Origin of the sequence: Pedobacter cryoconitis (assembly GCF_014200595.1) — a bacterium.
GTDB lineage: Bacteria > Bacteroidota > Bacteroidia > Sphingobacteriales > Sphingobacteriaceae > Pedobacter > Pedobacter cryoconitis_C.
Genome location: NZ_JACHCG010000005.1, coordinates 418,182 through 441,202 on the forward strand (window position 1 = coordinate 418,182; position 23,021 = coordinate 441,202).

Annotated in this window: 23 protein-coding genes and 1 tRNA gene; 13 read left to right on the forward strand and 11 right to left on the reverse strand. The window is 38.6% G+C overall.

All coding sequences use genetic code 11. The features are described 5' to 3' along the window. Positions 1-90: 90 nt before the first annotated feature. The 8 genes from HDE70_RS24335 (at position 91) to HDE70_RS24370 (ending at position 8,550) form a co-directional block, all read left to right on the forward strand. On the forward strand, positions 91-1,224 hold the full coding sequence (locus HDE70_RS24335; RefSeq protein WP_183892089.1) for an aspartate aminotransferase family protein: 1,134 nt from the start codon (positions 91-93) through the stop codon (positions 1,222-1,224). After that, the gene (locus HDE70_RS24340; protein WP_183870256.1) at positions 1,221-2,186 is read left to right on the forward strand and encodes an acetylornithine carbamoyltransferase; all 966 of its coding nucleotides are present in this window, start codon (positions 1,221-1,223) and stop codon (positions 2,184-2,186) included. The genes HDE70_RS24335 and HDE70_RS24340 overlap by 4 nt, the downstream gene beginning before the upstream one ends. A gap of 68 nt (positions 2,187-2,254) precedes the next feature. After that, positions 2,255-3,214: an alpha/beta fold hydrolase gene (locus HDE70_RS24345; RefSeq protein WP_183892090.1), complete on the forward strand. Its 960-nt coding sequence runs from the start codon at positions 2,255-2,257 to the stop codon at positions 3,212-3,214. 3 nt (positions 3,215-3,217) lie between these two features. Further along, positions 3,218-4,006, forward strand: a complete 789-nt coding sequence (gene argB, locus HDE70_RS24350; RefSeq protein ID WP_183892091.1) for an acetylglutamate kinase — start codon at positions 3,218-3,220, stop codon at positions 4,004-4,006. 1 nt (position 4,007) lies between these two features. Next, positions 4,008-4,826, forward strand: coding sequence for a pyrroline-5-carboxylate reductase (gene proC / locus HDE70_RS24355; protein ID WP_183870259.1), 819 nt, complete (start codon positions 4,008-4,010; stop codon positions 4,824-4,826). Positions 4,827-4,829: 3 nt separating this feature from the next. Continuing rightward, positions 4,830-5,897, forward strand: coding sequence for a M20 family metallo-hydrolase (locus tag HDE70_RS24360; protein ID WP_183870260.1), 1,068 nt, complete (start codon positions 4,830-4,832; stop codon positions 5,895-5,897). 41 nt (positions 5,898-5,938) lie between these two features. After that, positions 5,939-7,270 (forward strand): argininosuccinate lyase, encoded by a 1,332-nt coding sequence (argH, locus tag HDE70_RS24365; protein WP_183870261.1) that lies wholly within the window; start codon positions 5,939-5,941, stop codon positions 7,268-7,270. Between the two features lie 26 nt (positions 7,271-7,296). Continuing rightward, complete coding sequence (locus HDE70_RS24370) at positions 7,297-8,550, forward strand: pyridoxal phosphate-dependent aminotransferase (protein ID WP_183892092.1); 1,254 nt, start codon at positions 7,297-7,299, stop codon at positions 8,548-8,550. A 65-nt stretch (positions 8,551-8,615) separates the two neighbouring features. On the opposite strand, the gene HDE70_RS24375 is transcribed toward HDE70_RS24370, so the two are convergent. The 3 genes from HDE70_RS24375 to HDE70_RS24385 all read right to left on the reverse strand — a co-directional run bounded on the left by HDE70_RS24375 (position 8,616) and on the right by HDE70_RS24385 (position 12,198). Further along, complete coding sequence (locus HDE70_RS24375; protein WP_183892093.1) at positions 8,616-8,786, reverse strand: hypothetical protein; 171 nt, start codon at positions 8,784-8,786, stop codon at positions 8,616-8,618. Between the two features lie 218 nt (positions 8,787-9,004). Further along, positions 9,005-10,585, reverse strand: a complete 1,581-nt coding sequence (locus HDE70_RS24380; RefSeq protein ID WP_183870264.1) for a peptide chain release factor 3 — start codon at positions 10,583-10,585, stop codon at positions 9,005-9,007. Between the two features lie 95 nt (positions 10,586-10,680). Then, positions 10,681-12,198, reverse strand: a complete 1,518-nt coding sequence (locus HDE70_RS24385) for a DUF6600 domain-containing protein (RefSeq protein ID WP_183892094.1) — start codon at positions 12,196-12,198, stop codon at positions 10,681-10,683. Between the two features lie 313 nt (positions 12,199-12,511). Here HDE70_RS24385 and HDE70_RS24390 point away from each other — a divergent pair, with 313 nt between their 5' ends. After that, complete coding sequence (locus HDE70_RS24390; RefSeq protein WP_111632876.1) at positions 12,512-13,219, forward strand: SAM-dependent methyltransferase; 708 nt, start codon at positions 12,512-12,514, stop codon at positions 13,217-13,219. A gap of 8 nt (positions 13,220-13,227) precedes the next feature. On the opposite strand, the gene nadD is transcribed toward HDE70_RS24390, so the two are convergent. Genes nadD through HDE70_RS24405 form a run of 3 tightly spaced genes read right to left on the reverse strand, consistent with a single transcriptional unit; the run spans position 13,228 to position 15,277 of the window. Then, positions 13,228-13,803 carry a nicotinate (nicotinamide) nucleotide adenylyltransferase gene (gene nadD / locus HDE70_RS24395; RefSeq protein ID WP_183892095.1) on the reverse strand — a complete coding sequence of 192 codons (576 nt, stop codon included), beginning with the start codon at positions 13,801-13,803 and terminating at the stop codon, positions 13,228-13,230. Between the two features lie 16 nt (positions 13,804-13,819). Then, positions 13,820-14,389 carry a guanylate kinase gene (gene gmk, locus HDE70_RS24400; protein WP_183870267.1) on the reverse strand — a complete coding sequence of 190 codons (570 nt, stop codon included), beginning with the start codon at positions 14,387-14,389 and terminating at the stop codon, positions 13,820-13,822. 24 nt (positions 14,390-14,413) lie between these two features. Continuing rightward, positions 14,414-15,277, reverse strand: coding sequence for a YicC/YloC family endoribonuclease (locus HDE70_RS24405; protein ID WP_183870294.1), 864 nt, complete (start codon positions 15,275-15,277; stop codon positions 14,414-14,416). 163 nt (positions 15,278-15,440) lie between these two features. Here HDE70_RS24405 and HDE70_RS24410 point away from each other — a divergent pair, with 163 nt between their 5' ends. Next, the gene (locus HDE70_RS24410) at positions 15,441-16,175 is read left to right on the forward strand and encodes a hypothetical protein (protein WP_260162066.1); all 735 of its coding nucleotides are present in this window, start codon (positions 15,441-15,443) and stop codon (positions 16,173-16,175) included. 8 nt (positions 16,176-16,183) lie between these two features. Here HDE70_RS24410 and rnc read toward each other — a convergent pair whose 3' ends face one another. From rnc to HDE70_RS24425, 3 genes are read right to left on the reverse strand one after another with little or no spacing between them, the layout of a single operon-like run. Then, positions 16,184-16,912 carry a ribonuclease III gene (gene rnc / locus HDE70_RS24415; protein WP_183870268.1) on the reverse strand — a complete coding sequence of 243 codons (729 nt, stop codon included), beginning with the start codon at positions 16,910-16,912 and terminating at the stop codon, positions 16,184-16,186. 32 nt (positions 16,913-16,944) lie between these two features. Beyond that, complete coding sequence (gene fabF, locus HDE70_RS24420; protein ID WP_183870269.1) at positions 16,945-18,198, reverse strand: beta-ketoacyl-ACP synthase II; 1,254 nt, start codon at positions 18,196-18,198, stop codon at positions 16,945-16,947. A gap of 29 nt (positions 18,199-18,227) precedes the next feature. Next, complete coding sequence (locus HDE70_RS24425) at positions 18,228-18,464, reverse strand: acyl carrier protein (RefSeq protein ID WP_008508386.1); 237 nt, start codon at positions 18,462-18,464, stop codon at positions 18,228-18,230. Between the two features lie 165 nt (positions 18,465-18,629). Here HDE70_RS24425 and HDE70_RS24430 point away from each other — a divergent pair, with 165 nt between their 5' ends. The 3 genes from HDE70_RS24430 to HDE70_RS24440 all read left to right on the forward strand — a co-directional run bounded on the left by HDE70_RS24430 (position 18,630) and on the right by HDE70_RS24440 (position 20,771). Then, positions 18,630-19,049 carry an IPExxxVDY family protein gene (locus HDE70_RS24430; RefSeq protein ID WP_068404929.1) on the forward strand — a complete coding sequence of 140 codons (420 nt, stop codon included), beginning with the start codon at positions 18,630-18,632 and terminating at the stop codon, positions 19,047-19,049. A gap of 139 nt (positions 19,050-19,188) precedes the next feature. After that, positions 19,189-20,616: a pyruvate kinase gene (pyk, locus tag HDE70_RS24435; protein WP_183892096.1), complete on the forward strand. Its 1,428-nt coding sequence runs from the start codon at positions 19,189-19,191 to the stop codon at positions 20,614-20,616. Positions 20,617-20,683: 67 nt separating this feature from the next. Further along, a tRNA-Ser gene (locus HDE70_RS24440) sits at positions 20,684-20,771 on the forward strand. Between the two features lie 61 nt (positions 20,772-20,832). Here HDE70_RS24440 and HDE70_RS24445 read toward each other — a convergent pair. Together HDE70_RS24445 and HDE70_RS24450 are read right to left on the reverse strand one after the other, a co-directional pair. Continuing rightward, a complete protein-coding gene (locus HDE70_RS24445; protein WP_183892097.1) occupies positions 20,833-21,849 on the reverse strand; it encodes a sensor histidine kinase in 1,017 nt (338 codons plus the stop codon). 80 nt (positions 21,850-21,929) lie between these two features. Continuing rightward, a complete protein-coding gene (locus tag HDE70_RS24450; RefSeq protein ID WP_183870273.1) occupies positions 21,930-23,012 on the reverse strand; it encodes a histidine kinase in 1,083 nt (360 codons plus the stop codon). Positions 23,013-23,021 lie beyond the last annotated feature (9 nt).

Sequence of the window (23,021 nt, forward strand, 5' to 3'; positions counted from 1 at the left end):
ACAACAACTACGCCTGTTTAACAGGCATTGCAATCAAATTATTTTATGAATCTCCTGAGGTGAAAACCTGGGGTAAAAAGCTTTAAAAAGATGAACTTATTCGATGTATACCCTTTAAATGATATAGAAATTGTTAAAGCCTCTGGCAGTGCCGTATGGGACGCCAATGGGCAGGAGTACCTTGATCTTTACGGCGGACATGCCGTAATTTCTATCGGTCATACTCATCCTCACTATGTAAAACGTTTGACAGACCAGCTGAACAAAGTAGGATTTTACTCTAATTCAGTGAAAATACCTTTGCAGGTAGAGCTTGCAGAGAAACTGGGTAAAGTTTCCGGAAAGACTGATTATCAGTTATTCCTTTGTAACTCTGGTGCTGAGGCCAATGAAAATGCTTTGAAACTGGCTTCTTTCTATAATGGAAGAAAAAAAGTAATTGCTTTTAAAGGAGCTTTTCACGGCCGTACATCCCTAGCTGTTTCAGCAACGGATAACCCTAAAATTATTGCGCCAGTAAATAGTACGGATAATATCGTTTTTCTTCCCTTCAATGATGAAGAAGCCCTGAAACATGCTTTTGAAGCTTATGGAGAAGAAATCAGCTCTGTGATTATTGAAGGTATACAAGGTGTTGGTGGAATTAAAGAAGCTTCCATTAGCTTCCTTCAACTGATCCGCACATTATGTGACCAATACAATGCCGTTTATATCGCTGACAGCGTTCAATGTGGTTATGGCAGAACAGGTTTATTTTATTCTCATGATTATGCCGGGGTAAATGCCGATGTATATACCATGGCAAAAGGAATGGGAAATGGTTTTCCTGTAGCGGGAATTTCTATTGCTCCTAAATTTACAGCATGGCATTCTATGCTGGGCACTACTTTTGGCGGAAATCATTTGGCTTGCGCAGCTGCGTTAGCGGTGCTGGAAGTTATGGAACAAGATCAGCTGATGGAAAATGCAGCGAAAACAGGTGATTATTTAATCACTGAACTTAAAAAGATCGAAGAAATCCGTGAGGTAAGAGGACGTGGTTTAATGATCGGTATTGAGCTTCCTGAGGAACTTTCACAGGTTAAAAAGAACTTGCTGTTCAAGCAGTTTATCTTCACGGGAGAGGCCAAACCAAATGTGATCAGATTGTTGCCTGCGCTTAATCTGACCAAAGCACAAGCAGATCAATTTTTAGAAAACTTTAAAATTGCTATAAAAGGATGAACCAGTTCACTTCAGTAAACGATGTTGAAGACATCGGCCAATTAGTAAAAGATGCCCTTACTTTAAAGAGCAATCCTTATGCAGATCAGCAATTGGGGAAAAATAAGACGCTTGGTCTTGTTTTTCTGAATCCAAGTTTGCGTACCCGCTTAAGTACCCAGAAAGCAGCTATTAACTTAGGAATGAGTGTAATGGTGATGAATATGGATAAAGAAGGATGGGCACTGGAAACTGAAGACGGAGTGGTCATGAACGGAACTACTGTAGAGCATATTCGCGAAGCAGCAGCGGTAATGGGCCAATATTGTGATATCCTGGGACTTCGCTCTTTTCCAAAACTGGTGAACAGGGAGGAAGACTATAACGAAGATTTCTTTAACAAGTTTATCAAATATTGCGGTGTTCCTGTGGTAAGTTTAGAAAGTGCTACCCGTCACCCTTTACAAAGTCTGGCAGATCTGGTAACGATTAAAGAAACCTGGAAGGGAACTACTAAACCTAAAGTGGTTCTGGCCTGGGCGCCACATATCAAGGCTTTGCCACAAGCGGTTCCAAACTCTTTTGCAGAATGGATGTGTAAAGCACAGCAGGAAGATATGCTTGATTTTACGGTTGTTCAGCCAGAAGGTTACGAGCTTTCTGAAGATTTTACACCGGGTGCTCACATTACGCATAACTTGCAGGAAGCACTAGCAGGTGCAGATTATATTTATGTAAAAAACTGGTCGAGTTATAAAGAATATGGTAAAATCCTTCCTTATCCTGAAGGATGGATGCTGAACAATGAACTTTTAAAAGGGACAAATGATGCGAAAGTAATGCATTGTTTACCGGTTAGAAGGGATCTGGAACTTTCATCTGAGGTATTGGACGGGCCAAACTCTTTAGTGATCCATGAGGCGGGAAATCGCTTATGGGCTGCACAGGCAGTTTTGAAAGGTCTGTTACAAAAGCTATCTTAGGGGGTGCCTGATTGCTTAAGAAATCAGGCCTCTATTGGCTTAAAAACCGTTAAAACCTAAGAAATCTCATGAAAAGGCTCAATCTTTTAATCTGTGCGCTTTGTTTTGCCGCACTCTCTTTTGCTCAGCAAAAAACTGTAGATAGCTGGACTGATGGTAAATTTATTACTGTCAACGGTGCTAAATTATGGGTAGTTACGGTTGGGCAGGGTGATCCAATTATTTTTATTGCTGGTGGTCCTGGTGGCGCGCATCCTGGCTTAAGAAGTTTTGATCCTTTAGCGGATGCAAATCATCAGCTGATTTATTTTGATGGGTTTGGCAGAGGAAAATCAGATACTGCGAAAGTAGTTTCAGATTATAGCCTGCAAAGAGATATTGAAGATATAGAGGGGCTAAGAAAAGCATTGAAACTCAATAAAGTGTCTCTTTTGGGGCACTCTTACGGTGGATTAGTTGCGCAGGGGTACGCCATTAAGTATCCAAATAATGTAAGTCACCTGATTCTGGCCAATACTTTTCACAGTTATGTGATGTGGCAGGAGAATGATGATAATTCTAACCATGAGATCAAAACGAATTATCCGGAAGTCTGGGCAGATCTGATGAAAATCAGGGAGCAGGGGGCTGTTTCAAGTGATGCACAGCATCAGGAGATTTATGGTAAAGTTCCTTATGGGTTTTTATACGCTTACAACCCTGGTCAGTTTGTTTCCAGAGGCAGAAAACCCTATCCAAATAGCATGAATACCAAGCTATACTATCAAATGGTAGGCAGAGATGGTGATTTTTATGTGGGAAGTGATATTGGAACTTTTGACTTCAGGAAACAGTTAAAGGATTTAAAGATGCCGATATTAATAATTGGCGGCCGGTTTGACAGAGTAGCTACGCCCTGGATGATGGTAAAGTATAAAGAATACTGTCCGCAGGCGCAGTTTGTCATGTTTGAGAAATCGGGTCATAATCCACAGGTGGAAGAGCCTGAAAAAGAATTTCCTATCATCAATGAATTCCTTAAGAAATAAAGAATGAAGCAGTTAACGATTATAAAAATAGGTGGAAATGTAATTGATAACTCTGAGAAGCTACATCAGTTTCTCGTTGATTTTACAGCTTTACCGGGAGATAAGATCCTGATCCATGGAGGCGGTAAGATTGCCACAGAATTAGGGGCCTCCCTGGGAATTGAACCTAAACTCGTTGATGGCAGAAGGATTACAGATATTGAGACCCTGCGTGTAGTGACGATGGTTTATGGCGGGTTGATTAATAAAAATATGGTAGCGCAATTACAAGCCAGAGGATGTAATGCGATTGGATTAAGTGGAGCAGATGGCAATGTGATTAAGGCAGTAAAACGCCCGGTCAAAGAGATAGACTTTGGTTTTGTAGGTGATCTGGATGAAAATTCTGTCTCTGTAACAACATTGGATAGTTTGCTTAAAAGTAAGCTGATCCCTGTTTTATGTGCGATTACGCATGACGGAGATAGCCAGTTACTGAATACCAATGCAGATACAATTGCTTCGGCGGTTGCTGTTGCAATGTCTTCGGTTTATGAAACACGCCTGGTTTACTGTTTTGAGAAAAAGGGTGTTTTACGTGATGTAGAGGATGAAACTTCGTTGGTAACAGAGATCAAAAGAGAAGATTTTGAACGTTTGCAGACCGAAGGGGTAGTTTCAGGAGGGATGATCCCTAAATTACATAATGCATTTGAAGCCATCAGGCAAGGGGTTAGTGCGGTCTATATTGGCAAAGCAGATGAATTACCACAGATTGATACACAGGGTTTTGGAACCCGATTAATAGATTAATATGGGACAATTTACAGGCAAGATAGCGATACTGGGCAGTGGTAATATTGGAATTTCACTAGCCAAAGGATTAGTTAAAGCGAATTATGTACCTGCTGGTGCGATTACTTTAACCAGAAGGACTTTAAGTCATTTAACCGGATTTGCAAATCTTGGTTATCAGATCAGTGCTGATAATGCTGCGGCTGTAGCAGCTGCGGATGTAATTGTTCTGGCGGTTTTACCACAGCAGCTCAATCAGCTGATGGAACAAATTTCTGGTGTGATTGATATCAAACGTCATCTGGTGATTTCTGTGGCTTCAGGAGTGAGCTGTGCAGCAATCCGGGAGAAACTTGGTGAGCAATTAGAAGTTATCCGTGCAATGCCCAATACAGCTATTGCCATTGGCCAGTCTATGACCTGTGTGGCTGCGGATCGCGCTTCAGCAGAAAATATAGTTGAAGTGACCAGGATGTTTGAAACGGTTGGTGCAGTAGTTAAAATTAATGAAGACCTGATGACCGCTGCCACTGCTTTATGTGCTTGTGGTATTGCTTTCTTTTTAAGAGGTATCCGTGCAGCTTCGCAAGGTGGTGTAGAAATTGGTTTCCATGCAGATGAAGCGCTTAAAATGGCTGTTCAGACTGCAAAAGGAGCCGCAGATTTACTCTTGCAAATGCAATCGCATCCAGAGCAGGAAATTGATAAAGTAACTTCGCCAAAGGGATGTACTATTGCAGGCTTGAATGAAATGGAGCACAATGGATTCAGTTCATCCCTGATCAAAGGCATTAAGCTTTCGGCTATAAAAGCCGGGGCATTATATACAAAAGAATAAATTATGATAGAGACGCTGCAAAAAGATAGTTTGGAATTGTTGAAGAATCTGATCAGTATTCAATCTTTCAGTAAGGAAGAGGACAAAACTGCTGATCTGATCGGGCAATTTTTGCAGGAACGAGGAATTAAAATACACCGTAAGCTGAATAATATCTGGGCTTATAATCAGCATTTCGATGCAAGTAAACCTACAGTGCTTTTAAATTCGCACCATGATACGGTAAAGCCAAACTCAGGTTATACGAGAGATCCTTATGAACCGAAAATAGAAGACGGAAAGTTATATGGATTGGGAAGTAATGATGCAGGAGGCTGCCTGGTTTCACTGATTGCTACTTTTCTGTATTTCTATGCACAGGAAGATCTGGCTTATAATATCTGTTTAGCAACTACAGCCGAGGAAGAAATTTCAGGGAATAACGGACTGGAATGTATTATTCCTGATCTTGGGGAACTGGAATTTGCTATTGTTGGTGAGCCAACAGAAATGCAGCTTGCGATTGCAGAAAGAGGATTGCTGGTGCTGGATTGTACAGTTACCGGAAAAGCTGGCCACGCGGCAAGAGAAGAAGGTGATAATGCAATTTATAAAGCATTGAAAGATATTGAATGGTTCAGGAACTACCGTTTTGCAAAAGTATCTGAAGTATTCGGGCCTTTGAAAATGTCGGTTACGATTATCAATGCTGGTTCTCAGCACAACGTAGTGCCTGCAACTTGCACTTTTACCGTAGATGTAAGGGTTACTGATGCGTATACCAATGAAGAGGTGCTGCGGATTATCCGTACCCACGTGGATTGTGACGTCCAGGCACGCTCTGTCCGGTTAAAGCCTTCATCAATTGATAAAGAGCATCCGCTTGTTCAGTCTGGTATTGCATTGGGCAGAACTACTTATGGTTCGCCAACCACATCTGATCAGGCTTTATTAAGTATTCCTTCTGTAAAAGTAGGGCCTGGTGATTCAGCACGGTCACATATGGCGGATGAATATGTATTCGTTAAGGAGATTGCTGAAGGAATACAACTATATATTGATATGCTTAAACCGGTTATTAACGGGAAATAACATTTGCTCCTGCGGGAGCGTTTTATAATTTATAATAGACAATGAAAATCTGGCAAAAAAATATAGAAGTAAATAAAAGTATTGAGAGTTTTACTGTAGGTCAGGACAGGGAGCTGGATTTACAAATGGCGGCTTTTGATGTGCTGGGTTCTCTGGCACACGTAGAGATGCTGGAAAGTATCGGTTTACTGACTGCTGCTGAGCTTGCAGAAATACAAAAGGAACTGAAGCATATTTACGCTGAAATTGAAGCTGGAGAGTTTAAAATTGAAGATACAGTAGAGGATGTACATTCACAAGTTGAATGGTTACTGACGCAGCGTATCGGTGAAGCGGGTAAGAAGATCCATAGCGGAAGATCACGTAATGACCAGGTTTTAGTGGATCTGAAATTGTTTTTCAGAGACAGGATTGAAGAGATGGTGCGTAATTCTGCGGTCTTGTTTCAGCAGTTAATTACATTAAGTAATACACATAAAGACAAGTTGTTACCGGGTTATACACATTTGCAGATTGCAATGCCTTCTTCTTTTGGACTTTGGTTTGGCGCTTATGCAGAAAGCTTAGTGGATGATATGGAAATGATGCTGGCGGCATGGAAGATCTGTAATAAAAACCCTTTAGGCTCTGCTGCGGGTTATGGTTCATCTTTTCCATTGAACAGAACGATGACTACCAATCTTTTAGGGTTTGAGAACCTGAATTATAACGTAGTTTATGCACAGATGGGCAGAGGGAAAACAGAAAGGATACTGGCTCAGGCGATGTCTTCTGTCGCAGCTACCCTGGCTAAAATGGCGATGGATGTATGTTTATTTATCAATCAGAACTTTGGTTTTATCAAATTTCCTGATGAACTGACTACAGGTTCAAGCATTATGCCGCATAAAAAGAACCCGGATGTGTTTGAACTGATCCGTTCAAGATGTAATAAGATTCAGGCATTGCCGAATGAGATTGCAATGATGACGACTAATCTGCCATCAGGCTATCACCGCGACTTGCAATTATTGAAAGAGAACCTTTTTCCTTCGATAGTTTCTTTAAATGAGTGTCTGGAAATGACAACATATATGTTACAGCATATCACGCTGAAGGATGATATATTGGCAGATAAGAAATATGCTTATTTGTTTAGTGTAGAGGTGGTTAATGATTTGGCTTTAAAGGGTGTCCCTTTTAGAGAAGCTTATCAGATAGTGGGAGAGACGATTGAAAATGGTACCTTTGTACCGGGAGTTCAGGTAAATCATACCCATGAAGGCAGCATAGGAAATCTATGTAATCCGGAAATTGAAGTGATGATGGAAACTATTCTCGACCAGTTTAATTTTGAAAAAACCAAGTTAGCTATTCAAAGTTTGCTAGCTTAATTCTAACCATTAATAAATTATATAACATGAATGTATCGGTATTAGCAAACTCACTCATTGGATCAGAAATCATTAAAATTGGCAATGAGGTTAATGAGCTGAAGAGCAAAGGTGCTAAAATTGCAAATTTAACTATCGGTGATTTTGATCCTTCAATTTTCCCTATACCTGCCGGGCTGAAAGCTGAGATTGTTGATGCTTATAATCATAATCAAACCAACTATCCGCCTGCTGATGGTATTTTAGCTTTACGTGAAACGATTGTAGACGTATTAAAGGACAGATATGATCTTGACTTTAAAACAAATGAAATATTGGTTTCTGGTGGTTCCCGCCCTTTGATCTATGCGACTTACCTTGCCTTAATTGATCCGGGAGATAAAGTTATTTATCCTGCCCCATCATGGAATAATAACCATTACTGTCATCTTTCTTCTGCGGAAGGAATCGCTGTGGAAACTACTGCGGAAAGCAATTTCATGCCTACTGCTGAGTTGTTAAAACCACATCTTAAAGGTGCAACTTTACTGGCTTTATGTTCTCCATTAAACCCAACGGGTACAATGTTCACTAAAGAACAGCTGGAAGAAATTTGTGATCTTGTGATTGCAGAAAATCAATCGAGAGCTGAGGGAGAGAAACCGTTGTATATCATGTACGATCAGATTTACTCTTTATTGACTTTTGGTAAAGAACATATCAACCCGGTAAGCTTACGTCCTGAGCTGAAAGATTACACCATTTATATTGATGGAATCTCTAAATGTCTTGCAAGTACTGGTGTACGCGTAGGCTGGGCTTTCGGACCAGATAAAGTAATTGGTAAAATGAAAGCTTTACTGACGCATATCGGTGCCTGGGCGCCTAAAGCTGAACAAGTGGCGGTTGGTAAGTATTTTGCAGATAAAGGACAGGTTGATGAGTTTTTAGGTGCGTTTAAAACTCAGATTCAGGATAGTCTTAATGCTTTGTATGAAGGCTTTACCAGCTTGAAAGAGGATGGTTTTGCGGTAGATGCAATTGCGCCTATGGGAGCAATTTATCTGACACTGAAAATCGATTATATTGGTAAAACTACTGCGGATGGTGATTTATTGAAAGACAGTACTGATGTGAATTCTTACTTGATTAAAGAGGCTCAGGTGGCGTTGGTGCCATTCTCTTGTTTTGGTACGGATGAAACTAAATCATGGTTCCGTGCTTCGGTTGGTGCTTGTTCTCTGACCGACATCAAAGAAATGATTCCACGTGTTAGAGCTGCATTAAGCAAATTGAAATAGTATTTTCCAACTTAATATAAAGGGTATTCTGGTTGCATGATTATGTAAATTCAGGATGCCCTTTTTTATTTGGCAATTGATATGCTTGTCTTGTCTAAAGATGTGGTTACAGTTGTTTTTACGACTTCTGATGCCTGATCAGTATGGCTGTTATTGGTTACAATTGTCAGGATCATCATTACAAATGCAGGAACTAACAGGAGTAGAAATGGCGATATGTTAAACAGAGATTTCATAATATTTCGTTTTGTTGAAACAAATAGAATGAATAAAAAAATCCTGCTAAAATGTTTTATACCAAGTGTATATTATCGTAGACGAACTGTTTAATTAGGGAATAAAGGTGTTTTTGTGCTTTTTGAAGCTTTCGTAGAATAAAAATGCCAGTTCGTCGAAACAGGTGGTATGAAAAAGGCTGTAGCGGTTTTTCCCGCTACAGCCTTTTTTTTATTGCTTATTTGAATTCAGAGGTCTTATGGAATTCAATATCCGGATAATCTCTTTTAGTCATATTGATCATAAAGTCATTGTCTGCAAGAAAAACAGGGTTTCCGTCTTTATCTTCTCCGATGTGCTGACCTTTACGTTTCACAAATTCTTCCAGTTTCTTTTTATCTGTAGAAGTTACCCAGTTTGATCTGCTGTAACTCAACATACGGAAGTGTGCTTTCGCGCCATATTCATGTTCCAGTCTGAATGCAATTACCTCAAATTGTAATTCACCTACAGCACCAATGATTTTCCTGTTTCCTGGTTGTTGCGTGAATAACTGGGCAACACCTTCTTCTGTGAGTTGTTGTATGCCTTTTTCAAGCTGTTTGGTGCGAAGCGGATCTTTGTTCTCTACTTCCTTAAATATTTCAGGAGAGAAGCTAGGAATGCCTTTAAATTGCAATTGCTCTCCCTCAGTCAATGTATCTCCGATTTTAAAGTTCCCGCTGTCATATAATCCGACAACATCACCTGGCCATGCTTCTTCTACAATGCTTTTCTCATTGGCCATAAAGTCCATTGGGTTAGAAAACTTAAGTTTTTTACCCTGACGCGTATGGAAATAGAATTTGTTTCTCTCGAACTTACCGGAACATATCCTTAAGAAAGCAATACGGTCACGGTGTTTAGGATCAAGATTGGCGTGTATTTTAAATACGAATCCGGAAAAGTTTTTCTCTTCTACCAGGACTTCTCTTTGTTCAGCTTCTCTGCTTCTTGGACTTGGCGCGATATTAATGAAGGTGTCCAACAATTCTTTAATACCGAAGTTGTTGATGGCACTTCCAAAAAATACAGGGGCAAGGAGACCTTCTGTATACATATTCTGGTCTAATGTACCATAAACTCCCTCTACAAGTTCCAGATCATTTTTTAATTCTCCAAGTTCCTTTGGTTTAAGGAAATTATTCAGGTTCGGATCATTCAGATCACTGACCTCTATAACGGGATCAGCAATTTTTGTTTTATCCGGTTCAAACAGGTTCAGGTGTTTATTGTAAATACTGTATACACCTTTAAAGGTATGTCCTTGTCCGATTGGCCATGATAACGGGCATAAACTGATATTTAGTTTATTTTCGATTTCATCCAGCAGATCAAAGGCATCTTTACCCTCGCGGTCCATCTTGTTAATAAAGATAATTACGGGAGTATTCCGCATCCGGCATACGGCCATCAGCTTTTCTGTTTGTTCCTCAACACCTTTTACACAGTCTACAACAAGGATTACGCTATCTACAGCAGATAAAGTCCTGTAGGTATCTTCGGCGAAGTCTTTGTGACCTGGTGTATCCAGAATATTGATGCGTTTATCTTTGTATTCAAAACCCATTACTGAGGTCGCAACGGATATTCCACGTTGTTTCTCAATCTCCATAAAATCTGAAGTACTGCTTTGATTGGCTTTGTTACGTTTTACAGCACCAGCGGTATTAATTGCTCCTCCAAACAGCAGAAACTTTTCAGTTAGTGTTGTTTTTCCGGCATCCGGGTGACTGATAATGGCGAATGTTTTTCGTTTTTCTATTTCGGGGTGAATCATAAAGGGTTAAGCATATTGCTTGATGAGGCTGCAAAGATAATTATAATATATAAAATAAAAACCGGCCATTATAGCCGGTTCTTATTTTATAGTGATTAATTTCTTCCTGATCTGGAAGATTCGCTTCTTTGGGGAGCATCACCGCCACTTCTTGAATCCTGAGAACGTTGCTGTTGCTGCTGTTGTTGCTGCTGCTGACGTTGTTGATCCTGTTGCTGGCGTTGTTGTTGCTGCTGCTGACGTTGTTGATCCTGTTGCTGGCGTTGTTGCTGTTGTTGTTGCTGGCGCTGCTGATCTTGTTGTTGGCGTTGTTGCTGTTGCTCCTGCTGACGTTGCTGATCTTGTTGTTGGCGCGCCTGACTATCACGTTGTTGTTGCTGACGTTGTTGCTGTTGAGCTTGCTGCTGACGTTGTTGATCCTGCTGTTGGCGTTGTTGCTGTTGAACTTGCTGTTGGCGTTGTTGCTGAACTTGCTGCTGACGCTGCTGATCTTGTTGTTGTCTTTGCTGATCCGGATTCGCTGATCTGGAGGTATTATTATTTCCTGCCCTGGAATTGCCCATATCTGATCTGCCAGAACGATTAGTATTCCCATTTACCGGAATACCGGCATCTGGTCTTACAGGAGCAGTATTTCCTGATCTTGAAGTATTAATGTCTCCTCTTCCTGAACGGTCAATACTTCCGGCCCTTGAATTATTGACATCCGGCCTTGTAGTACTGGTATTTCCAGATCTTGAAGTATTAATATCTCCTCTTCCTGAACGATCCACACTACCTGCTCTTGAATTATTTATATCACTTCTTCCGGAACGGTCAACATTTCCTGATCTTGAACCACCATTATCACCCGCTCTTGAAGACCCGTTAACTCCTGATCTTGGATTGTATATATTAATATTATTATTCGTAATACTTGTTCTTCCAGGTCTTTCTGAACGGGAGATATTATAAACTCTTACATCTCTGTTTGTTGCTCTTCTGATATCATCAGCTCTTGGGCCAGTGTAATAAGTATCTCTGCCACCACGACCGTAAGTATTATTGATAATCGTAGTACGGTTAATGATCGTAATGTTTCTGCTTGAATATCTTGGATAATTATTGCTGTAAATACTGCGCTGAGGGATAAAGTTCCACCAGTTATTCGGCGTATTATAACCACCGCCACCAATATTGATGTTAATACTGATACCAGGGCCTAAAGGAGCCCAGCCATAATAACCAGCGCCGCTTCTCCAGCTAACCCACGCAGGTCCCCAAACTGTATCCGGAATCCAGACCCATTGATTGAACCTGTTATTTACCCAGCGGCCATAATGAAACGGAGCCCAGCCCCAGTCATAATCGGATACCCAGGTATTTCCATATTCAGTCATCGCCCAGCGGCCATCACTGTAATAAGGCCTGAAATCATCCTGATCTACATCAGGGCGCCATACGTTACCATATTGAGGATCCTGTATCCAGGTTCCATAAGGGGATAATTCGTCATAAAACGATTGCAGTGAGATATCGTCATAGCCCCCCTGAGCCATCGATTTCTGTGCTGTGAAGCCGAACAAGAGCATAAGCCCCAGTAATGCAGCTGGAAATTTGATCATGTTTTTCATTTGTGTGTGTATTTATAATATAACCTAACTTATATCTATGAGTAAAAAAATATACAATGGTTTAACGTTTTATGTGTTAAATTAAGGATCGGCAAGGTTCGTATTGAAAAATTACATACGGAAGACACGGGATTTACAGGCTTTAAAAAGCTAAACTTAAGATTTAGATTCTTATTTTCTCTTTCCAAATATTTATTCTTTTCCTTTGTAATTCCAAATACTGTTGATCAAAGCCCTTATAGCCATTAAATTGGTATAGACGGAATTCATTACAGTGCTACATAAATTATACCAAAAAACAACAAATATTCAAATGAAGAAAGGTGTATTATTCCTGATTCCTGTTCCATTGGCAGAAAATGCCTCTGCGAAATCATTCACTCCATATCTGATTGATACTATCAATGCTATAGATACTTATATCGTAGAGAATGAAAAAACTGCAAGGAAGTCTCTGAAAGAGGCAGGCTTAAAAATTCCACAGAGTGATCTAACCATTCATGATTATGGTAAACATAAAAGGAATGACTCTATGGTTCCTTATTTTAAAGAATTAATGACAGGAAAAGATGTAGGTCTGATGAGTGAAGCAGGTTGTCCCGGAGTAGCTGATCCGGGTGCTGAAATCGTCTCTGAAGCACACAAACGCGGAATTAAAGTAGTACCTCTGGTAGGCCCTAACTCTTTGTTGTTAGCGCTGATGTCTTCGGGCTTTAACGGACAGAGTTTCACTTTCCATGGATATTTACCTATTGACAAAGTAGAAAGAGTAAAGAAGATTAAAGAGCTGGAGCAACTGGCCGAAAAAAATAAACAAACTCAGCTATTCATTGAAACTCCTTTCAGGAACAATCATTTATATGAGGATATTATAAAAAATACAGCAGCAAATACTTTGTTATGTGTAGCAAGTAATATTACAGGAGAAGATGAATATATCAGAACGCAGAGTATTGGTCAATGGCGTCAGGAGAAGATAGATCTTCATAAAAAACCGACTATATTCTTAATCTACCGTTAAACAGCAGTTTAGCGATACATATTTTTACTGTCCATAAATGAGATTACATTTTCAGGAACAAGGAACTGAATATTTTTATTGTCTTTTAAAGCTTGTCTGATAAAGGTCGATGAAATTTCCATCTGAGGTGTTTCTGTCAATGTAATCGAAGGATGGTTAACCCATTCTGTAACATCCGATCCCGGTCTGGGATACACATAGATCGCATAGTCCCTGAGCAGGACCTCATAGTTCTTCCATTTTTTTAAAGAAGCCAGGTTATCAGCCCCCATAATCAAAACGAACTCTTTTGCAGGATGTTTTTCCTGAAGATAGGCGAGGGTATCAATAGTATAAGAAGGCTGGGGCAGGTTAAATTCAATATCACTTACCTTAAGTTGTTCTGCCGGTTCAATTGCTAACCGGGCCATCTCAAGTCTGTCATACATATTACCAAGCCCCTTTTTATTTTTCAGTGGGTTCTGTGGGGAAACGACCAGCCACACCTCATCCAGATCGGTGAAATTAGCCATATAACTGGCTATAATCAGATGTCCTGCATGAATAGGATTGAAAGAACCAAAAAATAAACCTGTTTTCGCCATTCTTTTGATCAGCTTCTTATTTATTAAGAAAATCGGTAACTAATTTTTCTGCTTCTGCACAGGCTATATCAAGATCAAAGTTTTTAAGGATCACATCGAACTTATCTGCATATTGCAGCTCTTTCTCCGCTTTAATAAATCTTTCCTGAAGTTTTGATTCACTGTCAGTACCACGGCCGCTTAAACGTTCTTTTAAGACTTCCAGAGATGGTGGCTGAACAAAGATAGCTAACGCATCCTCTTCGTATTTACGTTTTAAACGTAAACCACCTTCTACATCAATGTCAAAAATCACATGTTTGCCTTCGTTCCAGATCCTTTCGATTTCTGAACGCAAAGTACCATAGAAAGTTCCATTGTAAACTTCTTCAAATTCTACGAATTCCTGGTGTGCAACTTTGTGTAAGAACGATTCCTTAGAGATGAAATAATAATCATTCTCATGTTTTTCATCACCACGTAATTCCCTTGTTGTTGCTGATATAGAAAAGCTTAGTGATGGAAACTTCTCCAGTAAGTGTTTAACGATTGTTGTTTTTCCTGCGCCGGACGGAGCGGAAAATATAATTAGTTTGCCTTGTATCATTGGTGTGTAAATCTTGCCGGCGTATTAAATTACGTTTAGCAACTGTTCTTTAATTTTTTCTAATTCCTCTTTCATACCAACAACTAATTGCTGTATCTGTGCATCATTTGCTTTTGCACCCATGGTATTGATCTCTCTGCCTATTTCCTGAGATATAAAACCAAGTTTTTTACCATTGGCATCTTTACTTTTTAAAGTCTCAGTAAAATAGTCACAGTGGCTTTTAAGACGAATTTTTTCTTCCGTAATGTCAAGTTTGTCTATGTAATAGATTAATTCCTGCTCTAAACGGTTTTGATCAACATTAACCTTTCCTGATACCTCTTCTAATAATTGGTTCAGTTTTGCCCTGATATGAGGGATTCTCAAAGGAGCTAAAACTTCAATCTGAGAGAAAAAGCCAAGTATATTTTTAATCCTAAGTTCCAGATCCTGTTTTAATGCATTTCCTTCAGTTTCTCTGAACTGGTTGAAGCTGGCTAAAGCAGTATAGAATGTTTTTTGCAAAATATCCCATTCACCTTCATTTACTACTTCTTCAGTATAGCTGATTACGTCCGGAAAATTCAATACAGCCTGAAGAAGGTTACTTGAATTTGCACCTAAATCAATGTTAATTGCTTCTAATTGTTTGTAATATTTGCTCAGTAAAGCTGCATTGATCGTTGCACCTTTAAGGTTTTCTTCACTGCGCTCAATATTAATAGAAACATTTACTTTTCCGCGTTCAATATCCTTGCTACAGACATTACGCAGTAAAAGTTCTTTATCTGCATATGCCCTTGGGAGTTTTAGATTAAGCTCTAAAAACTTACTGTTCAGGGATTTTATCTCTACGGAAAACTTTGTATTTTCCTGATCTGTAGAGGCCAGGCCATAACCTGTCATTGATTTTATCATGTGCAAAGATATAATTTATTGTTAAAATGAGCGTCTATTTTAAACAGACACCCCTGAAGATATGAAATTTTTAACGTGCTGAATAGCATTTATAAAGTCATATGGCAATTTATGCTATGGCAGATTCACAAACAATAGTTAAATTTACTCCATGCATCACAGACCAATGATCCGTACAATCCAGAAAAGTTTACTTGTTTTTGCCTTTATAACTGCTTCCGTATCTGTTGTTTTCGCGCAACAGGATTTTCAATTAAATGGCGTGGTCATGACAAAAGGGACTACCACACGTATTGCAATGGCGCAGGTTACTAACTTGCGGACAAAGTTTACCGTTAGCAGTAATGATCTGGGGCTTTTCCAGGTGAAAGCGAACATAGGAGATACGCTTGTTATCTATAAACAGGACTTTTCAGATAAGCAAATGATCGTTTTATCAAATAAGGATTTGATTGTTTACCTGGATAATGGCGCAGGTACAACCTTACATGAAGTAAATATCAGGGGTAAATCTAAAAAAGCAGAACTGGATGAGTTGAAACAGGACTACAGGGATAAAGGTTCTTTTTATGCGGGAAAGCCACCTTTGCTATCTTATATTTTTGCGCCCATAACTGCTTTATACGAATTATTTGGTCGTACACCTAAGAATGCAAAGCGATTTGGGAATTATTATAACAGGGAAATGCAGCAGACTCAGATTGACGGATATTTCAATGAATCCCTGATTAAAAAGAATACTGAACTGAGTGGTAAAGAGCTGGAAGATTTCATGCTAAACTACCGTCCTGATTATCAGAAGGCAAAAAACTGGACAGAATATGATGCAGTAAAGTATATCAGAGATACTTATAAAAAGTATACAGATACGGTAAAGAAGAAATAAGCCTGTTTTTATAGAGATAATGCCTCACAAGCCTTTTCTGCGGCTTGTTTTTCTGCATTTTTCTTATTGTAATCTCTTCCGATACCGAAACTTTCACCATCGATAATGGCCTGTATAGTGAAAAGTTTGGCACTGTCGCCTTCACTGTTCTCCATCATTTCGAACGTGATATCTTTAGCATGGCGCTGACACCATTCTATCAATTTACTTTTGAAGTTTGTTTCAGTAAGTTCAAGGGTATGAACGTCGATATACGGCTTGACAATACGTTTAAGCAATAACTCTTTGGTGAAATTATATCCTTTATCCAGGTAAACAGCGCCTATCAGTGCTTCGAAAGCATCACCGAGCATAGAGTGGTGTTTAGTCTGCATGTTAACCATTTTCTGATCGAAAACGATCAGCTGATCAAAGCCCATTTTTCTGGCTAGCTGATTTAAATTCACCCTGTTAACGATCTTAGAGCGCATTTCTGTAAGGAAACCTTCTTCTTTATAAGGGTAACTTTTGAAGAGTAGTTCTGCAATAACAGCGCCAAGGATGGCATCGCCCAAAAATTCCAGGCGTTCGTTACTGCTCCGACTTCCATTTTTCAATACTTTAGCCACAGACCTGTGCCTGAATGCCATTTTATACAAAACGGTATTTCCAGGCACAAAGCCTAACATATTTTTCAGCTTTTTTATAAACTCTTTATCAGGCGATAAATAGAGTTTATATAGGTCAAATAGGGGCATTAAATTTATTAAAATCGATATTTCGTGACGTTTTACTCTTCGTATTTTTTGAAAATTACTGATGCATTATGACCACCGAAACCAAAAGTATTGCTTAATGCAGCACGTACTAATCGTTTTTGCGGCTTATGAAAAGTGAAATTCAACTTAGGATCAAAATCAGGATCGTCGGTGAAGTGATTAATTGTTGGAGGTACGATGTCGTTTTGTACAGCAAGAATAGCAGCAATGGCCTCAACAGCACCAGCAGCACCCAAAAGGTGACCAGTCATTGATTTCGTTGAGCTGATGTTCAGTTTGTACGCATCTTCACCAAATAAATTAACAATTGCGCTTGTTTCACTGATATCTCCAAGTGAGGTAGATGTTCCGTGAACATTGATATAATCAATATCTCCAGTTGTCATACCTGCATCTCTTAGTGCATTGGTCATCACCATTTTAGCACCTAATCCCTGCGGATGCGGAGCTGTAATATGATTTGCATCTGCACTCATTCCACCACCAACTAATTCGGCGTAGATTTTAGCACCACGTGCTTTTGCATGCTCTAACTCTTCCAGGATAATAGTTCCGGCACCTTCACCTGCTACAAATCCATCCCTGTCTTTATCAAACGGTCTGGAAGCAGTTGACGGGTCGTCATTTCTTGTTGAAAGCGCATGCATTGCATTGAAACCGCCAATACCAGCTTCATTAATAATCGCTTCAGATCCACCGCTGATAATCACATCGGCCATATTCAGGCGTATGTAATTGAAAGCATCGATCATTGCATTAGTTGAAGAAGCACAGGCAGATACGGTAGCAAAGTTAGGGCCACGTAAGCCATATTTTATGGAGATGTGGCCAGGAACGATATCAATAATCATCTTTGGAATGAAGAACGGATTAATACGGGGAGTTCCATCGCCCGCAAAATAGTTTCTCATTTCTTCCAGAAACGTCTTGATACCACCGATACCAGTACCCCAGATAACGCCAATACGATTGGTGTCCATTTGCGAGAAATCGAATCCCGCATCTTTTACCGCCTCGTCTGTTGATGCTATCGCGTATTGCACAAAAGGATCTAATTTACGAGCTTCTTTTTTTTCTAAAAAGTCTTCAGGATTGAAGTTTTTCAGCTCGCAGGCAAATTTTGTTTTGAATTTTTCTGTATCAAAACTTGTAATCGGCCCAGCGCCACTCACCCCTTTTAACAAATTATCCCAGAATTCTGGGATAGTATTGCCAATTGGAGTGAGTGCACCTAGACCTGTAACTACTACTCTTTTTAATTCCATTTATACGGATTATACGGAGGCCGTATGTTCTACTTTACGTTTTTCTCTAGATAAGCAATTGCTTGACCAACTGTACCGATAGTCTCAGCTTGATCATCAGGAATTGCTACATTGAATTCTTTTTCGAATTCCATGATAAGTTCTACAGTATCCAAAGAATCCGCACCTAGGTCATTAGTGAAAGAAGCTTCTGGGGTAACCTCGCTCTCATCCACACCTAATTTTTCAACGATAATAGCCTTAACTCTTGAAGCAATATCAGACATAATGTTATAATTTAATGGGTTAAATAATTCAGTGCAAAGAAAAATAAATTCTGACACATTTCAAATGTTTTTATTTCTCTGTCAATTTTAATGTTTTTATTTCAAATGATAAAGCAAAATTAGTTTTATAATTTCGTATCCTAAAATATATCTTACTAAGCTGCTTTGAACAAAACTTATTTAAAACTTTCTCTGGACCTGGATTTTGTCTTAATCGCAATCACAGCGTCCTTAAAGGATTATGTGCTGTGTCATAAGATCAACACAAGACTCAATTTAAATTTTGAAAAAGTTGAAGATCATGAGGTGTTTTTTAATGTAGACGAGCCTCCTTTAGCATTTTCGAAGTATAATTTTTACGTAGAACAGGGTGATAATGATTTTTTTATACTCAGTAACCGCAGTAGTGAAGGATTCTTGATTCCGGAGATGAATAAAGTGGATTATTTTATGATTATTCAGGGATATATTGATAAAGAAGACCTGGATTATATCATTTCAGGTCTTAATAAACTGCCTGATATTCAGGTTGCTGCGCAGATAGATCCCCTCAAATTGAAGTCAAATGAGAATTTGGTAATATAAATTTTATATGTAAGGTGTATTAAATACACTATATTTGAATCTAACATTATTTAGTTAAATAACAGAATCAACCAGGCTAACAGTGGTTTTTAATAGCTAAAACCTTCTTTTGTTAGTCGTAACAAATAAAATAACTCAAATGAAACCCTTTCATTCCAGAACAAAAATTGTAGCCACGCTAGGTCCGGCCTCAGCAAAACCAGACGTTTTATTAAGCATGTTTAATGCAGGACTAGACGTTTGCAGACTTAACTTTTCACACGGTTCACAAGCCGATCACCAGGAAGTCCTGGATACGATCCGTGCAATCAATAAAAAACACAACTATAACGTTGGTATTTTAGCTGATTTACAAGGCCCTAAAATTAGAATTGGAATCGTTAAAGATGGTGGTATACACTTAGTTAATGGAAGTCGTACAATCATCACAACTAAAGAATGCATCGGTAACGAAGAACGTATTTATATCACTTATACAAGCTTCCCTAAAGATGTAAAACCAGGAGAAATCATTCTTTTAGATGATGGAAAACTGCAAATGAGAGTGATTGAAACGAATTATGAAGATGAGGTTGTTTGTGAAGTTGTTCACGGTGGTATTTTAACCTCGAGAAAAGGCGTAAACTTACCAAACACTAAAGTATCTATCCCTTCTTTAACTGTAGAAGATCGTAAGAACCTTGAGTTTGTGTTAGAAAATGACGTGGACTGGATCGGTCTTTCGTTTGTACGTAATGCTGCTGACATCATCGAATTAAAAGATATTATCAAGCAAAGAGGTAAAGGCGCAAGGGTAATCGCTAAAATCGAAAAACCTGAAGCGATTGATAACATTGATGAAATTATCGCAGTTTCTGACGGTATCATGGTTGCCCGTGGTGACCTTGGAGTTGAAATGCCGATGGAAGAAGTTCCATTGTTACAAAAAATGATTGTTCAGAAATGTATTGCTGCTTCTAAACCTGTAATTATTGCTACCCAGATGTTGGAAAGCATGATCACTACACCAAGACCAACACGTGCTGAGGTGAATGACGTTGCAAATTCAGTATTGGATGGTGCAGATGCAGTGATGCTAAGTGGAGAAACTTCAGTTGGAGAATTTCCTTTGATCGTTATCGAAACGATGCAAAAAATCATTCAGAACATTGAAACAAATAATTATCCATTCCATGTTGAGAAAGCTTTAAAAGCTGACTCTGAAACTTTCTTAAGTGACGCAATTTGTGATTCTGCTTGTATTTTAGCGAGCCGTACGAATGCTGTTGGTATCGTTTCTATGACAGTGAGTGGTTATACTGCTTTTGAAATATCTGCACACAGACCAAAAGCATTGACTTATATTTTCACGAATAACAGACAATTATTAAATACTTTAAGTTTGGTTTGGGGTGTTCAGGCTTTCTTTTATGATAAGTTTGAAAGTACTGATGAGACCATTTTAGATGTAAACAGTCTGCTGGTTAAAATGAAACTGATCAAAAAAGGAGATACTTTAATCAATACTGCTGCAATTCCTATGGAAAGCAAAGGCAAAACAAACATGGTAAAAGTTACTGTTATTTAATTTATAAAAATCAGGCAGGCTCAGGTTTAACAATCAAAAAAAATACTACTTTTGCACTCCCCGAATTGGAGAGGTGTCCGAGTGGTTGAAGGAGCACGCCTGGAAAGTGTGTATACCTCAAAAGGGTATCGAGGGTTCGAATCCCTCTCTCTCCGCGAGATTATAAATTTATAAAAGCGCTTTAAGCTAATGCTTAAGGCGCTTTTTTGTAATTAATTAATTGTGTCTGATTGCGTTCTGCACTTCAATAGCGGTATGAAAATATCCTTTGACATCCAGACCATAATCGAATGTAGCCTTTTCGCCATAAGCCAGAGAAAGGCGTTCTTTAATATTTTTCAAGCCAATGCCATGACCTGGAATACTGCTGTTTCTGGATTCTTTATTGACTGTTTCAATACGCAGAATTGAATTTTCATAGCTTATTCTAATTTCCGCAGGCCTATCCGGATCGTCCAGTTTACCGTGTTTTAACATATTCTCAGTCAGGGTCATCAATACTAAAGGGACAAACCAGGCAGATAAGATGTCCTGACTATAAACTAATTTTAATTGCGCTTGATGTACCTGCCTTGCCTGGTGTAAAAGAAGGAAGTTCTCTATGAGTTCAATTTCTTTTTCAAGTTTTACAAAACCGGTAGAGGCTTCTTTACCTAGTGCATATTGCATCATGTTTGATAATGATATGATACTTTCGGCTGCTTTCGGTGCAATTTTAATTGTTTCCTCGTAAAAATAATTTAATGTATTGATTAAGAAGTCCGGATTGATCTGTGACTTCAAAAAAGCATTTTGTGTTAAGACCAGTTCGTTCTTGATTTCTTTCTCCTGTATTAGGTTTCTTAGTTCCTGTTGCTCCATTTCTTCTACCTGCTGCCGTTGATGATGGGTAGCTATCAGAAAATAATATCCCGTGCTATAACAGATGAAATATACAAACCTGTATATGATGGGCGATAAAACTGTTAAATTAAATGCATATCCTTTAATAGCACCAGGGTCCAGATTTCTAAGGAATATTAAGTCAAACTGATATTTTAAACCGACATAAACCAGTAGCTCGATTAATATCAAAAACACTAAACTAAACTTAAGCAGCTTATTTGAACTTCCCAGCGTATACTTCAAGAGTACATTGGCATGGAAATAAAATAATAGGATATAAAAAACAAAGTAGTAGGTGTATACGATCAGTAAAGGCCTTTTATCAAAAATCAGCCATGTGACAGACATTTCATAAATTAAATAAGCGGACCATACCAAAAAGTGATATTTATATTTTTTAAAGAAATCTATCAGTTGATTGTTCATAATTAAAATTGCAACTGAATAAGGGTATGAAAATAGTTCTTTGAATCGAGCTGAAAATGAAAGGTAGCTTTTTCTCCATAAGCCATGTGTAGTCTATTGCTGATGTTTTTTAAGTCTGAATCAGATTCCAAAATCGGGTTTTCTGTTCCCTCAAGGCTTGAAGTCTCAATATGCAGACTTGAATTCTTATAAATTACTTTGATCTCTGCGGGAGCCATTGGATCATCGAACTGACCATGTTTGACAATCTTTTCAGTAAGGGACATCAATATTAGAGGGATAAAAGGAATAGCCAGCACTTCTTTATTATAAGAAAGGTTCAGATGTATTTTTTGTACCTGTTTTACCTGATGTAAAATCAGAAAACTCTCTACAAGTTTGATTTCGTTTTCTAGTTTCACATATTCTGATGATATCTCTTTGCTTAAAGCATATTGCATAATATCAGATAAAGACAAAATACTATTAGCCACATTTGGAGCTATCTTGCGGGTTTCATTGTACAGGTAACTTAGCGTATTAATTAAAAAATGCGGATTGATCTGGGCTCTTAATAAGGCATTTTGAGTTAAAATAAGTTCATTCTTAATCTCTTTTTCTAATAAAATGGCTTTAAGCTCCCTTCGCTTCATCTTCTCTATTTGTTGTTTTTGCAGTAGATCACGAACTAAGAAATAGTAAACAGTGCTATTACCTATAAAATAAATACACCGCCATACTTTCGATGCAAGATAAATCCTGAGTGAATTATTTGACCCAAAATGAGGAGGGCCTGTATAGCTATAGACGTATTTATCAGTAAAATATCTTATCGCAATGTAGCAGGTGATTTCAAGCAGGATTAATAATGGCAGGCTATACTTTAGCAGCTTATTTTTGGTGTTGAGGGTGTATTTTAATAAAATATGTGCATGGAAATAGAAAATGACAGCACCTGTGGAATAAGCAATAATGAGTTCTTTTATATTGCTCTGTCTCATTCCGGTTAACCGTTGCATCATTAGCTCATAACCAATGAAAATACTCCATACCAGAAAATGATATTTATATTTATTAAAGAAGGTAGCCGGATGAAAAATTGCCATTCTGAATAA

What these genes read in the sequence shown, in the direction of transcription:
- HDE70_RS24445 (WP_183892097.1), bottom strand. Translation starts at nt 21,849, where the DNA reads ATGTCTGTCACATGGCTGATTTTTGATAAAAGGCCTTTACTGATCGTA.
- HDE70_RS24335 (WP_183892089.1), top strand. Translation starts at nt 91, where the DNA reads ATGAACTTATTCGATGTATACCCTTTAAATGATATAGAAATTGTTAAA.
- gmk (WP_183870267.1), bottom strand. Translation starts at nt 14,389, where the DNA reads ATGATACAAGGCAAACTAATTATATTTTCCGCTCCGTCCGGCGCAGGA.
- nadD (WP_183892095.1), bottom strand. Translation starts at nt 13,803, where the DNA reads ATGGCGAAAACAGGTTTATTTTTTGGTTCTTTCAATCCTATTCATGCA.
- HDE70_RS24450 (WP_183870273.1), bottom strand. Translation starts at nt 23,012, where the DNA reads ATGGCAATTTTTCATCCGGCTACCTTCTTTAATAAATATAAATATCAT.
- proC (WP_183870259.1), top strand. Translation starts at nt 4,008, where the DNA reads ATGGGACAATTTACAGGCAAGATAGCGATACTGGGCAGTGGTAATATT.
- argH (WP_183870261.1), top strand. Translation starts at nt 5,939, where the DNA reads ATGAAAATCTGGCAAAAAAATATAGAAGTAAATAAAAGTATTGAGAGT.
- pyk (WP_183892096.1), top strand. Translation starts at nt 19,189, where the DNA reads ATGAAACCCTTTCATTCCAGAACAAAAATTGTAGCCACGCTAGGTCCG.
- HDE70_RS24385 (WP_183892094.1), bottom strand. Translation starts at nt 12,198, where the DNA reads ATGAAAAACATGATCAAATTTCCAGCTGCATTACTGGGGCTTATGCTC.
- argB (WP_183892091.1), top strand. Translation starts at nt 3,218, where the DNA reads ATGAAGCAGTTAACGATTATAAAAATAGGTGGAAATGTAATTGATAAC.
- HDE70_RS24410 (WP_260162066.1), top strand. Translation starts at nt 15,441, where the DNA reads ATGCATCACAGACCAATGATCCGTACAATCCAGAAAAGTTTACTTGTT.
- HDE70_RS24360 (WP_183870260.1), top strand. Translation starts at nt 4,830, where the DNA reads ATGATAGAGACGCTGCAAAAAGATAGTTTGGAATTGTTGAAGAATCTG.
- rnc (WP_183870268.1), bottom strand. Translation starts at nt 16,912, where the DNA reads ATGCCCCTATTTGACCTATATAAACTCTATTTATCGCCTGATAAAGAG.
- HDE70_RS24340 (WP_183870256.1), top strand. Translation starts at nt 1,221, where the DNA reads ATGAACCAGTTCACTTCAGTAAACGATGTTGAAGACATCGGCCAATTA.
- HDE70_RS24375 (WP_183892093.1), bottom strand. Translation starts at nt 8,786, where the DNA reads ATGAAATCTCTGTTTAACATATCGCCATTTCTACTCCTGTTAGTTCCT.
- HDE70_RS24390 (WP_111632876.1), top strand. Translation starts at nt 12,512, where the DNA reads ATGAAGAAAGGTGTATTATTCCTGATTCCTGTTCCATTGGCAGAAAAT.
- HDE70_RS24345 (WP_183892090.1), top strand. Translation starts at nt 2,255, where the DNA reads ATGAAAAGGCTCAATCTTTTAATCTGTGCGCTTTGTTTTGCCGCACTC.
- HDE70_RS24405 (WP_183870294.1), bottom strand. Translation starts at nt 15,277, where the DNA reads ATGACAGGTTATGGCCTGGCCTCTACAGATCAGGAAAATACAAAGTTT.
- HDE70_RS24425 (WP_008508386.1), bottom strand. Translation starts at nt 18,464, where the DNA reads ATGTCTGATATTGCTTCAAGAGTTAAGGCTATTATCGTTGAAAAATTA.
- HDE70_RS24370 (WP_183892092.1), top strand. Translation starts at nt 7,297, where the DNA reads ATGAATGTATCGGTATTAGCAAACTCACTCATTGGATCAGAAATCATT.
- HDE70_RS24380 (WP_183870264.1), bottom strand. Translation starts at nt 10,585, where the DNA reads ATGATTCACCCCGAAATAGAAAAACGAAAAACATTCGCCATTATCAGT.
- fabF (WP_183870269.1), bottom strand. Translation starts at nt 18,198, where the DNA reads ATGGAATTAAAAAGAGTAGTAGTTACAGGTCTAGGTGCACTCACTCCA.